Origin of the sequence: Manganibacter manganicus (assembly GCF_002075885.1) — a bacterium.
In the GTDB taxonomy this organism is placed as follows: Bacteria; Pseudomonadota; Alphaproteobacteria; order Rhizobiales; family Rhizobiaceae; genus Mesorhizobium; species Mesorhizobium manganicum.
The window spans coordinates 112,183-129,992 of sequence record NZ_MDET01000003.1; the positions used below are offsets into that span (position 1 = coordinate 112,183).

Sequence of the window (17,810 nt, forward strand, 5' to 3'; positions counted from 1 at the left end):
TTTGCTGGCAGGCCATTCCGATCTGTGGTTTAGCGCCTCATTATTGGTCAGCCACAACGGCGAGCCGATTTTTCAGAGGTTCTGCAGAATGGCACAGGAAAACTGGCCCGTTTACGGCGAGATCACCGGTCCGATCGTCATGCTCGGTTTCGGTTCCATCGGCCGGGGCGCACTCCCTCTGGTCGAGCGTCATTTCAAATTCGACCGCTCGCGCATGGTCGTCATCGATCCCAGCGATCACAACCGCCGGTTTCTCGATGAAAGCGGCGTCGCATTCGTCCAGCAGGCGGTGACCAAAGCCAATTACAGGGAACTTCTGACCCCCCTGCTGCAAAAGGGCGAAGGCCAGGGCTTCTGCATCAATCTGTCGGTCGATACCGGCTCGGTCGATCTGATGCGACTGTGCCGTGAACTCGGCGTTCTTTACGTCGATACTGTGATCGAGCCCTGGCTCGGCTTCTATTTCGACACCGATGCCGATAATGCCTCGCGCACCAATTACGCGTTGCGCGAAAGCCTGTTGGCCGAGAAGCGCGGCAATCCGGGCGGCAGCACCGCCGTATCCACCTGCGGAGCCAATCCCGGCATGGTGTCGTGGTTCGTCAAGCAGGCGCTGGTCAATCTGGCGAACGATCTCGGCATGGAATTCACCACGCCTGGACCGCGAGACCGCGACGGCTGGGCGAAGCTGATGCAGAAGGCCGGCGTCAAGGGTATCCACATTGCCGAACGAGACACCCAGCGCGCGGCGAAACCCAAGCCGCTGGACACGTTCTGGAATACCTGGTCGGTCGAAGGCTTCATTGCCGAGGGCCTGCAGCCGGCTGAGCTTGGCTGGGGCACGCATGAAAACTGGACGCCCGACAATGCACGCAGCTTTGAAACCGGCTGCAAGGCGGCGATCTATCTCGACCAGCCTGGCGCCAATACGCGCGTGCGCTCATGGACGCCGACGCCAGGGCCGCAATATGGTTTCCTGGTGACGCACAATGAATCCATTTCCATCGCCGATTTCTTCACCGTGCGCGGCAAGGACGGACAGGCCGAATATCGCCCGACCTGCCATTATGCCTATCACCCGTGCAACGACGCCGTACTGTCGTTGCACGAAATGTTCGGCGCCGCGGGCAAGGCGCAATCTGTCCAGCATGTGCTGGATGAGGACGAACTTGTCGACGGCCTCGATGAACTCGGCGTGCTGCTCTACGGCCATGCCAAAAACGCCTATTGGTACGGTTCGCAACTGTCGCTGGCGGAAGCGCGCAAACTGGCGCCCAACCAGAACGCGACCGGCCTGCAAGTGAGTTCGGCCGTGCTGGCCGGCATGGTCTGGGCATTGGAAAACCCGCTGGCCGGCATCGTCGAAGCCGACGAAATGGACTACCAGCGTTGCCTTGAGGTGCAGTCGCCCTATCTCGGCCCCATGGAGGGTTATTACACCGATTGGACACCGCTGGACGGCCGGCCGGGCCTTTTCCCCGAGGACATCGACGCGAACGATCCGTGGCAGTTCCGCAACATATTGGTACGATAACGTGAGACCGATCACATCCCGCCCCATTGCAATCGCCGGGAAATCGGGGGATGGATTGATAGCGGACCGAGTAAAGGACTTTCTCATGATGACTGTGCGCAATATTCTTTCCGCCGGGCTGATGACCGCCGCCGCTGCGGCGCTTGCCGCCTGCACGACGGGTGGCCCTGGCGGGCCGGGTCTGCCTGGAACGCCTCGCGGCGTCGAAGGCTCGTGGATCGACGCGCAAGGCACCGGCCTCTCGACCTTCCAGGGCGGCAGGTTCCAGACGGTTGCGACCGATACGGGACAGAAACTTTCCGACGGCAGCTACCGGATGACCGGCGCAACCTCGGTGGAAATCAGCGGCACCTCGCTGATCCGCCAGGCGCCAGTCGCCTTCAACTGCCTGATGGTATCGACCAGTCAACTTAACTGCACCAGCTCCAGCGGGCAGAATTTCGTGCTGACCCGACGCGGATGATTTCTTCACTCATGGTTTGCGGGCGGCGCCTTGTCGCCGCCTCATGCCCTCTTCGATTCTGCTTGCGTGACACAATCGGCGGTGGAAGGATGGCCGCCGCCCTTTAGCGTTCCACACAGGTGCGGCCAGACGCGACATTGAAATGGCGCGCCATATCGCTAGTTTCGCGCCTGTCCTCGGAGCGTTTTCATGACCCTGTCCAGTCCTGTCACGACAATTGCCGAAGCCGGTGCGTCACCGCGTGGCAATTCCACGAAGACTGGCGTCATGCTGGTCAATCTCGGCACGCCGGAAGGCACGGACGCACGCTCCATGCGCCGCTATCTCGCGGAATTTCTATCCGACCGCCGGGTCATCGAATGGCCGCGCGCGATCTGGTATCCGATCCTGTACGGCATCGTGCTCAACACCCGGCCGAAGAAATCCGGTGCTCTTTATGACAAGATATGGAACACCGAGCAGAATGAATCGCCGCTGCGTACATTCACCCGCGCGCAGGGCGAGAAACTGGCGGCTACGCTGGCGGACTCGGGCATTCATGTGGATTGGGCGATGCGCTATGGCACGCCGTCCATCGAGAGCGTGCTCGAAAACATGCTGGCCGCCGGTTGCGAGCGCATCGTCATGTTTCCGCTCTATCCGCAATATTCGGCCACGACCACGGCGACGGTCAACGACAAGTTCTTCGAGTCTCTATCAAAGCTGCGGCTGATGCCGTCCGTGCGCATCGTACCGCCCTATTACAATGAGCCCGTCTATATCGACGCGCTCGCCCATTCCATCGAGACCCATCTGGCCGCTCTCGATTTCGAGCCCGAAGTGGTGATCGCGTCCTATCATGGCATCCCGCAAAGCTATGTGAAACGCGGCGACCCCTACCCCAGCCATTGCGAGGAAACGACGCGCCTTTTGCGCGAGCGCCTTGGCTGGGACGACAAGAAACTCATCATGACCTACCAGTCACGCTTCGGGCCGGAGCAATGGCTGCAACCCTATACCGACAAGACCGTGGAAAAACTGGCGCGTGACGGCGTGAAATCCGTTGCCGCCTTCAATCCGGGTTTCGTCGTCGATTGTCTGGAGACGTTGGAGGAGATCGCTGGCGAGGCTGCCGATATATTCCGCCATGCCGGCGGCAAGAACTTCACCCACATTCCCTGCCTGAACGATGGCCCGGACGGCATGGCCGTGATCGAACAACTGGTTCGCCGCGAATTATCCGGCTGGGCCTGACGGCGCCTGCCTGCGCCCGATTGTAACGCGGACGAAACGTCCTTAAGTGGTTGATGCACACGCCGGGCGCAAGTCCAGCCGTATAGCGGGGTATGTCCATGGGTTTCACCGGTTTCGATCTCGTCATTCCGATCCTGATCGTGCTTGTCCTCCTGGTGCTGTTCACCGGCATCAAGACCGTGCCGCAAGGTTACAATTATACGGTTGAACGCTTCGGCCGCTACACTAGGACGCTGTCGCCGGGGCTTAACCTGATCGTTCCGTTCGTCGATCGCGTCGGCGCGAAGATGAACATGATGGAACAGGTTCTCGATGTACCGACGCAGGAGATCATCACCCGTGACAATGCCATCGTCGCGGTCGATGGCGTCGCCTTCTATCAGGTTCTGTCCGCGCCTCAGGCGGCTTATCAGGTCGCCGGCCTGCAAAACGCCATCCTCAACCTGACCATGACCAACATCCGCACCGTCATGGGCTCGATGGTGCTGGATGAATTGCTGTCCAACCGCGACGCCATCAACGAAAGGCTGCTGCGCGTCGTCGATGAGGCGGCGCATCCATGGGGCATCAAGGTTACGCGCGTCGAAATCAAGGACATCAACCCGCCGGCCAATCTGGTCGATTCCATGGCCCGCCAGATGATGGCCGAACGCGACAAGCGCGCCCAGATCCTCAAGGCGGAAGGCCTGAAGCAATCGCAGATATTGGAAGCCGAAGGCCGCCGGGAAGCCGCGTTCCGCGACGCGGAAGCGCGCGAACGATCGGCCGAGGCGGAGGCCCGCGCAACGCAGGTCGTCTCCGAAGCCATTTCCAAGGGCGATGTGCAGGCACTCAACTATTTCGTCGCGCAGAAATACACCGATGCCCTCACCCGCATTGGTTCGGCCGGCAATTCCAAGATCGTGCTGATGCCGCTGGAGGCTTCATCGCTGATCGGAACGCTCGGCGGCATCGGCGAGATCGCCAAGGAGGTCTTTGGGGCCGACGCCCCCGGCGAACGGCCGCGGCATTCTTCCTCACGCCCGCCAGCCGTGCGGTCGGATTAAAGCTGATGCGCGGGAATGGACATCATGCTCGAGCAAATCCTGCTGGCGCTTGGGCCATGGAACTGGATTGTTCTCGGGCTCGTGCTGCTGGGCCTGGAAATTCTCGTTCCCGGCATTTTCCTGCTGTGGATCGGCATTGCCGCACTGCTGGTCGGAGCCGCATCCTTGCAATTCTGGGGCGCAGGCTTCTGGACCTGGCAGGTCCAGATCGTCATTTTCCTGATAATCTCGCTGGTCTCGGCCTATGTCGGCAAACAGATCGTCAGGTCGCGCGAAGGCGATACCGACCAGCCATTGCTCAATCGCCGCGGCCAGCAGATGATCGGCCGCTCGGCAACGCTGAGCGAACCCATCCGCGAGGGCCGCGGCCATGTCCAGCTTGGCGATACGCTATGGCGTGTTTCCGGCCCTGATCTCGCGGCCGGCACGCGCGTACGCGTAACGGGCGCCAGCGATACCGACCTGGAACTGATCGTCGAAAAGATCGAGTAGAGCATTCCAGCAAAAATGTGGCGCGGTCTTGCGTCTGAAAATTCGCCTTAACACTTTGATGGAGCATCGGAATAATCCGAGAACCGGTAACCACTTTTCGGTCCGGTGCTCTAAATGTTCAGGCCGCGCCGATGCGCAGCAGATCGTGGAAATGCACCACGCCGATCGGCTTGCCGGCCTCAGTCACCACCAACGCACTGATATTATGCTTGTTGATGAGCGCGATCGCAGCCCCGGCGAACATTGTCGGCTCGATGGTCTTGGGCGCGCGCGTCATGATCTCGTCCACTGTCGTGTCGGCAAGATTGCGGTTGAGATTGCGGGCCAGATCGCCATCGGTGACGATCCCGGCCAATCGGCCCTCATCGTCCACCACGCATACGCAGCCGACCTTCTTTTGCGACAGCGTCATCACCGCTTCCGGCATTCCCGTGCCAAGCCGCACCAGCGGAATCTGGTCGCCGACACGCATGATCTCGGAAATCCGCGTGAGATTTGCGCCAAGCTGGCCGCCGGGGTGGAAGGTGCGGAAATGATCCGGCGTGAAGCCCCTCGCCTCCAGCAGCGCGATCGCCAGCGCATCGCCCATCACCAGTTGCAGCAAGGTCGAGGTCGTCGGAGCCAGACCGTGTGGACAGGCCTCCGCCGCGCGCGGCAGAAGCAGCACCACATCCGCCTCGCGCGCCAGCGCGGAGGTTTCGCCTGCCGTGATGGCGATAAGCGGAATGGAGAAACGCCGGGAATAGGCGATGATGCCCTTCAATTCCTGCGTCTCGCCCGACCATGACAGTGCGATAATAGCGTCGTCGCCGGCGATCATGCCCAAATCGCCGTGATTGGCTTCGGCTGGATGCACGAAGAAGGCCGGCGTGCCGGTGGATGCCAGAGTCGCCGCGACCTTGGCGCCGATATGGCCGCTCTTGCCGACACCAGTGACGATGACCCGACCGCTGGTCGTGGACAGAAATTCGACCGCGCGTGCGAAAGGCTCGGCCAGGCCGCCTTCGAGCGCCGCCGCCAATGCCTCCACACCTGCCCGCTCCGTCTCCAGCGTACGCATCGCAGAGGCAATCGAAGCCTGGTGATCGGCCGGTATCTTGTTCAATATCTGAGCCCGCATGCACGACGCGTTAGCGCGTCGCCGCCGCTTTGTCCAACCCATTCGGAAAACCCGCGTCAAGGCGGTGTGGCGCATTCCGCTTCAACGCTCCATTAACCATCACGGTTTACGGTTCGGTAAGCATGGCGCGCGTGCGCCTCTTGGGGTGACAATGCCGCGTTCCCGGCCCGAAACAAGGCGCTACCGCCGCAGCGAAGCGATCTCTGCGCTTTTGCTGGCCGGCAGTCTTTGCGCGTTGACAACAGTCGTCCCGGCGATGGCGCAAGATCTCGAATTGCGCGGCGAAGTCTCTGAATCGGCGATCCAGAACGACCAGCAGGCAAAGACACGGCGGCTCGCAGAGGCGCAAGCGGCATTGGCCGCCGCAGATGCCGGCAACAGCGGCCCGACCGGCTTGTCCTCCGCACCTTATCAACCCGCAAGCCCCGACCCATTCGCCGACGACGATTCGACGGGTTCAATCTCCGGCTCCATTTTCGACGAAAGATCCGGCAATGCTGCCGGTGCCCCGGCAGTTACGAACCGGCGCAGCAAGTCCGGCAGCCGGGAAAAAATCATGGGGCAGGATCGGCAGGGCATCGATCAACCCGAACAAAAGAAGTCAAAGCCTACCAGCATCGACAGCCACGCGGACGGCGTCGCACGACTGGATAAGGACACGGAAACCACCGCCCTCAATCCGCGCGCCCTGACCGCGAACGCACAGGAACGTGAGCCGCTGGACCGGGGCGCCGAACGCGTGGAGGCCATCGAAGGGCACGACGCGAAGCCGGAGGACGACCCCTTCGCGCCCGTTGGCATCCGGCTCGGCTCCTTCGTACTGCGGCCGGCGATCGAGCAGGGCATTACCGCCACGTCGAACGCCGACTCCGCCCCGGATGGCCAGTCGGCGACACTTTCCGAAACGACACTACGTTTGAATGCGGCATCCGACTGGACGCGCCATTCCGCGATGGTCAACGGTTACGGCACCTTCCGCAAATCGCTTTCAGGCGAGGAACTGCACGACGCGACCGGCCGCATCGAGGGGCAACTCGATCTCGATCTCGGCAATGAATGGCGTGCCATCGGCAAACTCGGTTATGAAACGGCGCCGGAATCCGCTTCTTCTCCGGTGGTCATTCAGGGCACACTCTCCCAACCGCAACGTCAGACGTTTGACGGCAGCCTCGGCATTGAAAAGCACCTCGGCAAATTGAGGTTCGGCCTCACCGGCGCCGCCGAGCATGACAGTTATGGCGACGCCGACCTGTCATCCGGTGGAACGATCTCGCAGAAGGATCGCGACTCCACGCTTTACACCGCAACTCTACGCGGCGGTTATGAAATCTCTCCGGCGCTGATGCCCTTTGTCGAGGCTGAACTCGGTCACCGGGCGTACAACCAGCGTATCGACCAGAGCGGCTTCGAACGCTCCTCCAATCGAATTGGTTTGCGCACCGGCCTGAAACTCGATTTCGGCGAGAAACTCGGCGGCGAGTTTTCGGCCGGCTGGATCAGGGAAACTTTCGATGACGACCGGCTGGGATCGATTTCCGCTCCGACGCTGGCCGCGGAACTGAAATGGTCGCCCGAGCGCGGCACGGTCGTCGGATTGCGTGGAACGACCACGCTCGAAGATACGACCACCGCAGGCGAAAGCGGCTCGGTGCTTTATTCGAGCCGCCTGACTGCCGAACGGCAAATTCGTGCCAATCTGACGGCCGAAGCGGCACTCGGTCTGGACTGGCGCGACTACAGCGGCACAAATGGCCACGATCTCATCTGGAGCGCCGAAGCCGGCCTGACCTGGTGGATGAACCGCTATGCCGGCATTCGCACCCGCCTACGCCACGAATCCGTGACATCGAACCTGCCGGGTCGTGACAGCCACACTAACAGCGTCTATCTCGGCCTGATCCTGCAACGCTGAGCATAGGGCCGAAAATTGGGCACGCGGCGGCTCTTATTGGGCGGCCACGGAGGACGCGACGGGCTTCAATTCATCGAGCAGGGTGCGGATCATGCTCGCCATGCTCGCGTTCATCGTGTTGCGGCTGAGCGCGAAAGCGACATTGGCTTCGACGAAGCCCTCCGGCGAGCCGCAGTCGAACGTGCGGCCATGATAGTGATAGCCATAGAATGGGCGCTGCTTCTCAAGCTTGAGCATGGCGTCGGTGAGTTGGATCTCGTTGCCGGCGCCGCGTTCCTGACCTTCGAGGATAGCGAATATTTCGGGCTGCAGAATATAGCGTCCATTGATGTAGAGATTGGACGGCGCCGTGCCGGGCTTGGGCTTTTCCACCATGCCGGTAATCGCAAAACCGCTATGGACATCGGCGCCTTTGCCGACAATGCCGTATTTATGCGTTTCGGACGGATCGCATTCCTCGACGGCGATGATACTGCCGCCGGTCCGTTCGTAGAGCGACACCATGTCCTTCATGCAACCATGCTGCGGCAACGTGATCATGTCGGGCAAAAGCAGGGCGAAAGGCTCGTCCCCAACCAGTTCGCGGGCGCACCATACCGCGTGGCCAAGGCCAAGCGGCTCTTGCTGGCGTGTGAAGCTTGTTTGTCCGGCCTTCGGCTGCAACTGGTCCAGTTTCGCCAGTTGCTCGTCCTTGCCACGACGCGCCAGCGTATGATTCAGTTCGAACTGGATATCGAAATGATCCTCAATGACGCCCTTGTTGCGTCCGGTGACGAAGATGAAATGCTCGATTCCCGCTTCGCGTGCCTCGTCCACCACATACTGGATGACCGGGCGGTCGACCACCGTCAGCATTTCCTTCGGAATGGCCTTGGTCGCCGGAAGGAAACGAGTGCCCAGCCCCGCAACGGGAAAAACAGCCTTTCGAACTTTTTTCATGCCTGCCTTATCCATTTTTACATAATCCGCGGGAACCCTCCCCCACACGATCCGACTTTTTCACGCCATTGTCATGCCCGAATTGAGGAATCCTGAAAACGTCGGCAAAGCCCGCTCGCAGCCTCCATCTGCGGCCCTCACGGCGACTTGAAATGAAATACCGATTTTCGTTCCCGGCGCGGTCTATGGTAAACTAAATCCTAACCCAGTTCGGTGATGATACTTGTTCTGTCATGATCAAGGAGGGAAAGATGCCCGCTCGCACCGCCGCAAAACGTCTGGCTCGCATGGCGACGGTTGCAGGTCTGTCCATGGCGCTGCTGATGCCGGCTGGCACAGCCTTTGCCGATGCCGGCTTCCGCCACTGGGTCAAAAGTTTCCGTGCCACTGCCGTCAGCCACGGCGTTTCAGGGCGGGTGTACGACGCGGCCTTCCGCAATATCACCGACATCGATCCTGTCGTTCTGGAAAAAGCCAGGTATCAGCCCGAATTCACGGCGCCCGCCTGGGATTATTTCGACAATCGCGTGCAGGAGCATTCGATTGCCGTCGGCCGCGAGATGGCGCGCAAATGGAAACCCTGGCTGGACCGGATCGAACGGCGTTTCGGCGTGGATCGCTATGTGCTGCTCGCCATCTGGTCGATGGAATCCAATTACGGCGAGATCCTCAAACGCGACGATGTGATGCGCAATGTCGTACGCTCGCTGGCCACGTTGGGCTATGCCGACAAACGCCGCTCCAAATTCGCGCGCACCCAGTTGATCGCGGCGCTGAAAATCCTGCAACGCGGCGATATCGACGAAAGCCATCTTTCCGGCTCGTGGGCCGGCGCCATGGGCCACACGCAGTTCATCCCCACCAGCTACCAGGCCTATGCCGTCGACATGGATGGCAATGGCCGCCGCGACATCTGGAATTCGGTGCCCGACGCCTTGGCAACGGCCGCCAATCTGCTGCAGAAGAATGGTTGGCGCACCGGCGAAACCTGGGGTTACGAGGTGACGCTTCCAGCGGGCCGGAAATTCCCCGCGGGGTCGATGTCTTTGGCCAAATGGGAATCGATCGGCGTCGTGCGCGCACGCGACAAGCCGTATCCCGATCGTTCGATGAACGCGGAACTCAAGGTTCCGGACGGCCGCAAGGGTCCCGCTTTCCTGATGACGAAGAATTTCTTTGTTATCAAGCGTTACAACAACGCCGACAAATACGCCATTGCCGTCGGTCTTCTCGCCGACGCGATTGCCGGCTATGGCGGACTGGTGAACGATTGGAACAGGCCGTTCACCAAGCTGTCCTTCGAACAAAAACAGGAATTGCAGCAGCGGCTTTCCGCGCGCGGCTATTATGACGGCAAGTTCGACGGCAAGATCGGCCAGGCTTCCAAGGCCGCGATCGTATCGTTCCAGGCGAAAGCCGGGCTGCCGCAAGACGGCCATCCAAGCATGGAAGTGCTCGAATCGCTGCGGCAGACGGCAAGATAAGACTGAGCCTGGTCGCCCGTGTAGGAAACGGCAATGCACTGGTCGGCGCGTATCCTGAAGATCATGCCGCAAGCACCGGCCCTGTTGTTGGCGGCGGCAATGGCGCTGGTTGCCGTTCTTGCCGTGCAAGCGCCCGCCCAGGCGCAGGAGCGGCGTCATTGGTCATTACGCGATCTGTTCTTTCCGCGGCGCGAGGAGCGAGTTCGCCCCCCGGCCGATGCGTTCCCGCCGCGCCCGAAGGTGCGCAAGCCGCGCCGCTTCGCGCCGGCCGAAACCGCCGAGCCCGAGACGCCCGCAGTGGAAAAGGCGCCCGACGCCCGCACGGTGCTTGTGGTCGGTGACTTCATGGCGGGCGGCTTGGCAGAGGGCCTGCAAGACATCTTTGCCGACAACCCGTCTGTCAGGATCGTGGATCGCACCAAAGGGTCCTCAGGCTTCGTCCGTGATGACTTCTACGATTGGCCGAAGGAGATCGGGCCGCTTATCCAGCAGGAAAAGCCGGCCGTCGTCGCGGTCATGATCGGCTCCAACGATCGGCAGTCGCTGAGCGTGGATGGCACGCGGGAATCACCGCGTTCCGATGCCTGGACAACGGCCTACAAGGTTCGCATCGCTTCATTCGGCAAGATCGTCCACGACAGCAAGGTTCCGCTTCTTTGGATCGGCATGCCATCGTTCAAGCCCGGCACGATGACTGCCGATATGCTGGCCTTCAACGACCTCTATCGTTCGGCCGCCGAAGCGGTTGGCGGCGAGTTCGTGGACATATGGGACGGCTTCGTTGATGAGAATGGCGCCTTCGTCTTCAATGGCCCTGACGTCAATGGCCAGTCGGCGCGCTTGCGCGGCGACGATGGCATCAACATGACGAAAGCAGGCAAACGCAAGGTCGCCTTTTATGCGGAAAAGCCGCTCCTCAAGCTTCTCGGTTTAGGCGGCGGCCCGGATGCGGCTCCCGCGTCGCCAGTCGATTCCCTCTCTCCCGTCCCCGGCGCAGCGGCTTCGACAGGCCGTACGCCACCTATGTTGCTGGACGATCCGAAACTGGACGGAGACACCACCCTGCTCGGCAGTGCGCCCCAATCAATTCTCAAATCCGATTCCGCGGCAGACAGGCTTGTTACGGACGGAATTGTTCCGTCGGCCCCGCCCGGTCGGGCCGATCATTTCGATATCTCAGAGAAACCCGCCGTTGCGAACCCCGATGCCGAGACCACAACTCCGCCCACAGTACCGGCGCCGGTCCACTGAACAAACTCAGCGCGGCAACACTGTCGCGCCCATCAGGGCCTTGTCGATGGCGTGAGCCGCTTGCCGCCCCTCGCGAATAGCCCACACGACAAGCGACTGGCCCCGTCGCGCGTCTCCGGCTGCATAAAGCTTGTCAACGCTGGTGCGATACTCGCGATCGTTAGCCGTTACATTTCTGGAACGGCGTGCATCCGCGGTAAACTCCAGCCGTTCGCCGAGTTCGCTTTTCACACCCGCTTCAAACGGCCCGGCAAAGCCGATGGCGATGAAGGCAAGATCGGCACGAATGACGAACTCGGTGCCCGGAACCGGTTTGCGCTTATCGTCCACCTCGCAGCATTTGACCCCGGTAAGTTGGCCGTCTTCGCCAATGAACTCCAGAGTCGCCACCTGGAATTCGCGTTCCGCGCCTTCGGCCTGGCTGGATGAGGTGCGCATCTTGGTAGCCCAATAGGGCCAGACGGCAAGCTTGTCTTCCTTTTCCGGCGGCTGCGGACGGATGTCGAGTTGGGTGACACGCACGGCGCCCTGACGAAACGCGGTGCCGACACAGTCAGACGCGGTGTCGCCGCCGCCGACGACGACGACGTGCTGGCCGCCGGCAAGGATAGGCTCCGAAGCCCAGGCGGCGGACTGGATGTCCTCACCGCCAATGCGCCGGTTTTGCTGCACAAGGTAAGGCATGGCGTCATGCACGCCGTCCAGACCGTCGCCGGGAATGCCGGCTGCGCGCGGCGTTTCCGACCCGCCGCAATAGAGCACCGCGTCATAGTCGGCGAGCAAGTCTTCCACCTTCTTGTCGGCGCCGATATTGACGCCGCAGAAGAAGGTCACGCCCTCGCCCTGCATCTGCTCGATACGGCGGTCAATGAAATGCTTCTCGATCTTGAAGTCGGGAATACCGTAGCGCATCAGCCCGCCGGGGCGGCTTTCGCGCTCATAGACATGCACCTCATGTCCGGTGCGGCCTAGCTGTTGGGCAGCCGCCATGCCGGAAGGGCCGGACCCGATGATGGCGACGCGCTTGCCGGTATGGGTTTGCGCCGGATAGGGCCGGATATAGCCCGTCTCATAGGCCTTGTCGGCCAGCGCCTGCTCGATCGTCTTGATCGCAACCGGAATATCCTCGAGGTTAAGCGTGCAGGCTTCCTCGCAAGGCGCGGGGCAGATACGCCCGGTAAATTCAGGGAAATTATTGGTTGAGTGCAGATTGGCGATCGCCGTGTCCCAATCGCCGCGATAGGCGAGGTCGTTCCAGTCGGGGATCTGGTTGTTGACCGGACAGCCGGTCGGGCCGTGACAGTACGGAACGCCGCAATCCATGCAGCGTGCGGCCTGCTTCTCGACCTCCTTGTCCGACATCGGCAGGGTGAATTCGCGAAAATGCCGAATGCGGTCGGATGCCGGCTGATACTTGTGCACCTGCCGGTCGATCTCGAGAAAACCTGTTACCTTACCCATCGTTCGGTCCTATTCCGCCGCTACATTCATGCGCAGGCGTTCCATCTCCTGCAACGCGCGCCGATATTCGACCGGCATGACCTTGCGGAATTTCGGGCGATAGCCTGCCCAGTTATCGAGGATTTCCCTGGCCCGCTTCGAGCCGGTGTAGTGCGCATGGTTCGAGATCAACTGATAGAGCCGCTCTTCGTCATGGCTGCTCATGTCGCCCGACACGTCAACGCGGCCCTTATGATCGATATCGCCGCCATGATGGAGCAGTTTCTCCATCAGATCGTCCTCTTCCGGCACGGGCTCCAATTCAACCATCGCCATATTGCAGCGCATGGCGAAATCGCCTTCCTCGTCCAGCACATACGCCACGCCGCCCGACATGCCGGCGGCAAAGTTACGCCCCGTCTTGCCGATGACGACGACAACGCCGCCGGTCATATACTCGCAGCCATGATCGCCAACGCCCTCGACAACCGTCACCGCGCCGGAGTTGCGCACGGCGAAGCGCTCGCCCGCAACGCCGCTGAAATAGGCTTCGCCCTCGATGGCGCCGTAGAGAACCGTATTGCCGACGATGATGGATTCTTCCGCCACGATCCGGGAGGCATCATGCGGACGCACAACGAGCCGGCCGCCGGACAAGCCCTTGCCAACATAGTCGTTGCCGTCACCGATCAGTTCAAACGAAATGCCGCGCGCCAGGAACGCACCGAAGGACTGACCGGCCGTGCCTGTCAGCTTCACGCTGATCGTATCCTCGCGCAGCCCCTTGTGCTTGAAACGCTTGGCGACCTCTCCCGACAGCATGGCGCCGACCGACCGATCGACATTGCGGATTTCCGTCTCGATCGCCACCTTCTGGCGCGCTTCGAGCGCCGGCATTGCCTGCTCGATCAGCTTCCGGTCGAGAACGTCGTCGATCGGATGCTTCTGGCGTTCGGTCCAGTGTGTCGCCTCGGCCGGTCCGTCCGGCCTGAAAAACATCCTCGAAAAATCGAGCCCTTTCGCCTTCCAGTGCTCGACAAGCTGGCGCTTCTCCAGAAGATCGGTGTTGCCGATGATCTCGTCGAGATGCGTGAACCCCATCTCGGCCAGCAACTCGCGGACCTCATCCGCCACATAGAAGAAGAAGTTGATGACGTGTTCGGGCGTGCCTTTGAAACGCTTGCGCAGCACCGGGTCCTGAGTGGCCACCCCAACCGGGCAGGTGTTCAGGTGGCATTTGCGCATCATGATGCAGCCCGCCGCAATCAGCGGCGCGGTGGCGAAACCGAACTCGTCCGCGCCAAGCAACGCGCCGATGACGACATCCCGTCCTGTGCGCAAGCCGCCATCGACCTGCAAGGCCACGCGCGAACGCAAGCCGTTCAGCACCAGCGTCTGGTGCGTCTCGGCAAGGCCCATTTCCCATGGGCTGCCGGCATGCTTGAGCGACGTCAGCGGCGAGGCGCCGGTGCCGCCGTCATAACCGGAAATGGTGATGTGGTCGGCGCGCGCCTTGGCCACGCCCGCCGCAACCGTACCGACCCCAACTTCAGACACCAGCTTGACCGACACGTCACCTGCCGGATTGACGTTTTTCAGGTCGTAGATGAGCTGCGCCAGATCCTCGATCGAATAGATGTCGTGGTGCGGCGGCGGCGAGATCAGGCCGACGCCCGGCGTCGAGTGCCTGACCTTGGCAATGGTGGCGTTGACCTTATGGCCGGGAAGCTGGCCGCCCTCACCGGGCTTCGCGCCCTGCGCGACCTTGATCTGCATCATGTCGGAATTGACGAGATATTCGGCCGTCACGCCGAAGCGGCCCGACGCCACCTGCTTGATCGCCGATCTTTCAGGATTGCGGCTGCCATCCGGCAGCGGCATGTAGCGATCCGGCTCCTCTCCGCCCTCACCGGTATTCGACTTGCCGCCGATGGCGTTCATGGCGCGCGCCAGCGTGGTGTGCGCTTCCCTGCTGATCGAGCCGAAGGACATCGCCCCGGTGGAAAACCGTTTGACGATTTCGGCCGCCGGCATGACGCTGTCGAGCGGCACCTTCTTGCGACCGCCTTGCTCTGCGGTCTTGATCTCGAAAAGACCGCGCACCGTCTGTGCCCGCGCGGATTCATTGTCGATCTCGGCGGAATATTGCTTGAACGTTTCCCACGAGCCCTTGCGCACGGCATGCTGAAGCATCGCCACCGCGTCCGGTGACCACATATGCGCCTCGCCACGCATGCGAAACATATATTCGCCACCGACGTCGAGCGCGTTGCGCAGGACCGGATCGTCGCCGAAGGCGGCCGCATGACGGTTGACCGTCTCGGCGGCAATTTCCTCAAGGCCGACGCCTTCGATCAGGGTCGCGGTGCCGGAGAAATACTTCTCGACGAAATCCGCCTTCAGCCCGATGGCATCGAAAATCTGGGCGCCGCAATAGCTCTGGTAGGTCGAAATGCCCATCTTGGACATGACCTTGAGCATGCCCTTGCCGATCGACTTGATGTAGCGGGTGACGACTTCATCCGCGTCAACCTCCGGCGGGAATTCGCCTCGGCTGTGCATGTCCACCAGCGTATCGAAGGCGAGATACGGGTTGATCGCCTCCGCGCCGTAACCTGCAAGGCAGCAGAAATGATGGATTTCGCGCGGTTCGCCTGACTCCACGACCAAACCGACCGAAGTGCGCAACCCCTTGCGGATCAGATGGTGATGCACCGCAGCGGTGGCCAGCAGCGTGGGAATATCGATGCGGTCGGGGCCGATCTGGCGATCCGACAGGATAATGATGTTGTAGCCGCCGGCGACCGCGGCTTCAGCGCGCTCGCACAACCGCTCGATTGCAGCCGGCATGCCGGCAGCGCCTTCGGTGGCCGCATAGGTAATGTCGATGGTCTTGGTGTCGAAACGCTCCTCGGTATGGCCGATGGAGCGGATTTTCTCCAGATCGGCATTGGTAAGGACCGGCTGACGCACCTCCAGTCGCTTCTTGCGCGACGATCCCACCAGATCGAAGATATTCGGCCGCGGCCCGATGAAGGACACCAGGCTCATTACCAGTTCCTCACGGATCGGATCGATCGGCGGATTGGTGACCTGCGCGAAATTCTGCTTGAAATAAGTGTAGAGCAGCTTCGCCTTGTCCGACATTGCCGAAATCGGCGTATCGGTGCCCATCGATCCCACCGCCTCCTGGCCGGTCGTGGCCATGGGCGACATTAGAAGTCTCAGGTCTTCCTGGGTGTAGCCGAAAGCCTGCTGGCGATCGAGCAGCGATACATCCTTGCGCAGCGCGCGCGGCTCGACCGGATTGAGGTCTTCCAAAATGAGCTGCGTATTGGCCAGCCATTGCTTGTAGGGGTGCTTGCCGGCGATTTCGGCCTTCACCTCCTCGTCGGAGATGATGCGGCCCTTGACCAGATCGATCAGCAGCATCCTGCCCGGCTGCAGGCGCCACTTGGCAACGATCTTTTCTTCCGCGACCGGCAGCACACCGGCTTCGGACGCCATGATGACGCGGTCGTCATCGGTGACGATGTAGCGGGCGGGGCGAAGCCCGTTGCGGTCGAGCGTCGCGCCGATCTGGCGTCCATCGGTGAACACCACCGCCGCCGGCCCGTCCCACGGCTCCATCAGCGCAGCGTGATATTCGTAGAACGCGCGGCGGTCGTCACCCATGAGCTTATTGCCGGCCCATGCCTCGGGGATCAGCATCATCATGGAATGGGCAAGACTGTAACCGCCCTGGAACAGGAATTCGAGCGCATTGTCGAAGCAGGCGGTATCCGACTGGCCTTCATAGGAGATCGGCCAGAGCTTCGAGATATTGTTGCCGAACAATTCGCTGTCGACCGACGCCTGCCGCGCAGCCATCCAGTTGTTATTGCCACGCACCGTGTTGATCTCGCCATTATGGGCGACCATGCGATAGGGGTGCGCCAGCTTCCAGGACGGGAAGGTGTTGGTTGAAAAGCGTTGATGGACGAGAATGAGCGCCGTCTCGAAACGAGGGTCGGCGAGATCCTTGTAATAAGCGCCAACCTGATAGGCCAGGAACATGCCTTTGTAGACGATGGTGCGCGCCGACAGCGACACGCAATAGGCGCCGACGTCCCTGTTGTTGTTCTCGGAATAGATGCGTCCGGAAATGACCTTGCGCAGCAGATAAAGCCGCGCCTCATATTCTTCATCGTCGGGAATGTCGGCCGGCCGACCGATAAACACCTGGCGATGGAAGGGCTCGGCTTCAACGATCTCGGGCGCCTTGGACAAGGAAGTATTGTCCACCGGCACATCGCGGAAGCCGATCAGCGGAAGGCCTTCCGAGGCCGCCGATTCGCGGATAATGTCGTCGATGTGAGCGCGCAACCCGGCGTCCCGCGGCATGAACCAATGGCCGACGCCATACTGGCCGGATGGCGGCAGTTCGATATTCTGCCTGGCCATCTCTCCGCGAAAGAAGCGGTCTGGTATCTGCACCAGAACGCCGGCGCCGTCACCCACCAGCGGATCGGCGCCCACCGCACCGCGATGCGTCAGGTTTTCGAGCATGTACAGCCCGTCCTTGACGACCTGGTGCGACTTCACGCCCTTCATATTGGCAACGAAGCCGACGCCGCAGGCGTCATGTTCATTGCGAGGATCATAAAGGCCCTGCGCCTCAGGGAGCGAGCCGCCGGTTGGCGTCACGCGCTTGACGGTCGTCGCTTTGGTCTGCGCGGCCGGAGCGAAATCCGTCGTCACAGATAGCGTCGTGTCCGTCATGGTCTTAATCCTTTACTCTATATCCGTCAGGCCAACTGCCGTGCTTGCGCCTTCGAACGGCAGCGCCACATCCGGCAAATTGCGGCCCCCATCCAGGCACACGCCATAGCCATCGGCATGCGAGCGCAAACTTGC

General features: G+C 61.3%; 12 protein-coding genes. 8 read left to right on the top strand and 4 right to left on the bottom strand.

All coding sequences use genetic code 11. The annotated features are described in order from the left end of the window. Positions 1–88: 88 nt before the first annotated feature. From BFN67_RS03440 to BFN67_RS03460, 5 genes are all read left to right on the top strand, one after another. Complete coding sequence (locus BFN67_RS03440) at positions 89–1,534, top strand: homospermidine synthase (protein WP_080918206.1); 1,446 nt, start codon at positions 89–91, stop codon at positions 1,532–1,534. A gap of 85 nt (positions 1,535–1,619) precedes the next feature. Continuing rightward, positions 1,620–1,997, top strand: coding sequence for an outer membrane lipoprotein Omp10 (gene omp10 / locus BFN67_RS03445; protein ID WP_080918207.1), 378 nt, complete (start codon positions 1,620–1,622; stop codon positions 1,995–1,997). A 189-nt stretch (positions 1,998–2,186) separates the two neighbouring features. Then, the gene (gene hemH / locus BFN67_RS03450; RefSeq protein ID WP_080918208.1) at positions 2,187–3,230 is read left to right on the top strand and encodes a ferrochelatase; all 1,044 of its coding nucleotides are present in this window, start codon (positions 2,187–2,189) and stop codon (positions 3,228–3,230) included. Positions 3,231–3,328: 98 nt separating this feature from the next. Further along, positions 3,329–4,276 (top strand): SPFH domain-containing protein, encoded by a 948-nt coding sequence (locus BFN67_RS03455; RefSeq protein ID WP_080918209.1) that lies wholly within the window; start codon positions 3,329–3,331, stop codon positions 4,274–4,276. A gap of 24 nt (positions 4,277–4,300) precedes the next feature. Then, entirely contained in the window at positions 4,301–4,768 is a 468-nt protein-coding gene (locus tag BFN67_RS03460; protein ID WP_080918248.1) for an NfeD family protein, read from the top strand. A 118-nt stretch (positions 4,769–4,886) separates the two neighbouring features. Here BFN67_RS03460 and BFN67_RS03465 read toward each other — a convergent pair whose 3' ends face one another. Further along, on the bottom strand, positions 4,887–5,888 hold the full coding sequence (locus BFN67_RS03465; RefSeq protein ID WP_080918210.1) for a KpsF/GutQ family sugar-phosphate isomerase: 1,002 nt from the start codon (positions 5,886–5,888) through the stop codon (positions 4,887–4,889). A 151-nt stretch (positions 5,889–6,039) separates the two neighbouring features. Here BFN67_RS03465 and BFN67_RS03470 point away from each other — a divergent pair, with 151 nt between their 5' ends. After that, positions 6,040–7,800, top strand: coding sequence for an outer membrane beta-barrel protein (locus BFN67_RS03470; protein WP_080918211.1), 1,761 nt, complete (start codon positions 6,040–6,042; stop codon positions 7,798–7,800). Positions 7,801–7,833: 33 nt separating this feature from the next. Here the strand turns inward: BFN67_RS03470 and galU are convergent, their stop codons facing one another. Next, positions 7,834–8,739, bottom strand: coding sequence for a UTP--glucose-1-phosphate uridylyltransferase GalU (gene galU, locus BFN67_RS03475; protein ID WP_080918249.1), 906 nt, complete (start codon positions 8,737–8,739; stop codon positions 7,834–7,836). A 251-nt stretch (positions 8,740–8,990) separates the two neighbouring features. Between galU and BFN67_RS03480 the strand changes: the two genes are divergently transcribed. Together BFN67_RS03480 and BFN67_RS03485 are read left to right on the top strand one after the other, a co-directional pair. Then, complete coding sequence (locus BFN67_RS03480) at positions 8,991–10,223, top strand: lytic murein transglycosylase (protein WP_080918250.1); 1,233 nt, start codon at positions 8,991–8,993, stop codon at positions 10,221–10,223. 33 nt (positions 10,224–10,256) lie between these two features. Beyond that, positions 10,257–11,474 (top strand): SGNH/GDSL hydrolase family protein, encoded by a 1,218-nt coding sequence (locus BFN67_RS03485; protein WP_080918212.1) that lies wholly within the window; start codon positions 10,257–10,259, stop codon positions 11,472–11,474. Positions 11,475–11,480: 6 nt separating this feature from the next. On the opposite strand, the gene BFN67_RS03490 is transcribed toward BFN67_RS03485, so the two are convergent. Further along, the gene (locus tag BFN67_RS03490; protein WP_080918213.1) at positions 11,481–12,935 is read right to left on the bottom strand and encodes a glutamate synthase subunit beta; all 1,455 of its coding nucleotides are present in this window, start codon (positions 12,933–12,935) and stop codon (positions 11,481–11,483) included. Positions 12,936–12,944: 9 nt separating this feature from the next. Continuing rightward, positions 12,945–17,675 carry a glutamate synthase large subunit gene (gene gltB, locus BFN67_RS03495; protein ID WP_080918214.1) on the bottom strand — a complete coding sequence of 1,577 codons (4,731 nt, stop codon included), beginning with the start codon at positions 17,673–17,675 and terminating at the stop codon, positions 12,945–12,947. Positions 17,676–17,810 lie beyond the last annotated feature (135 nt).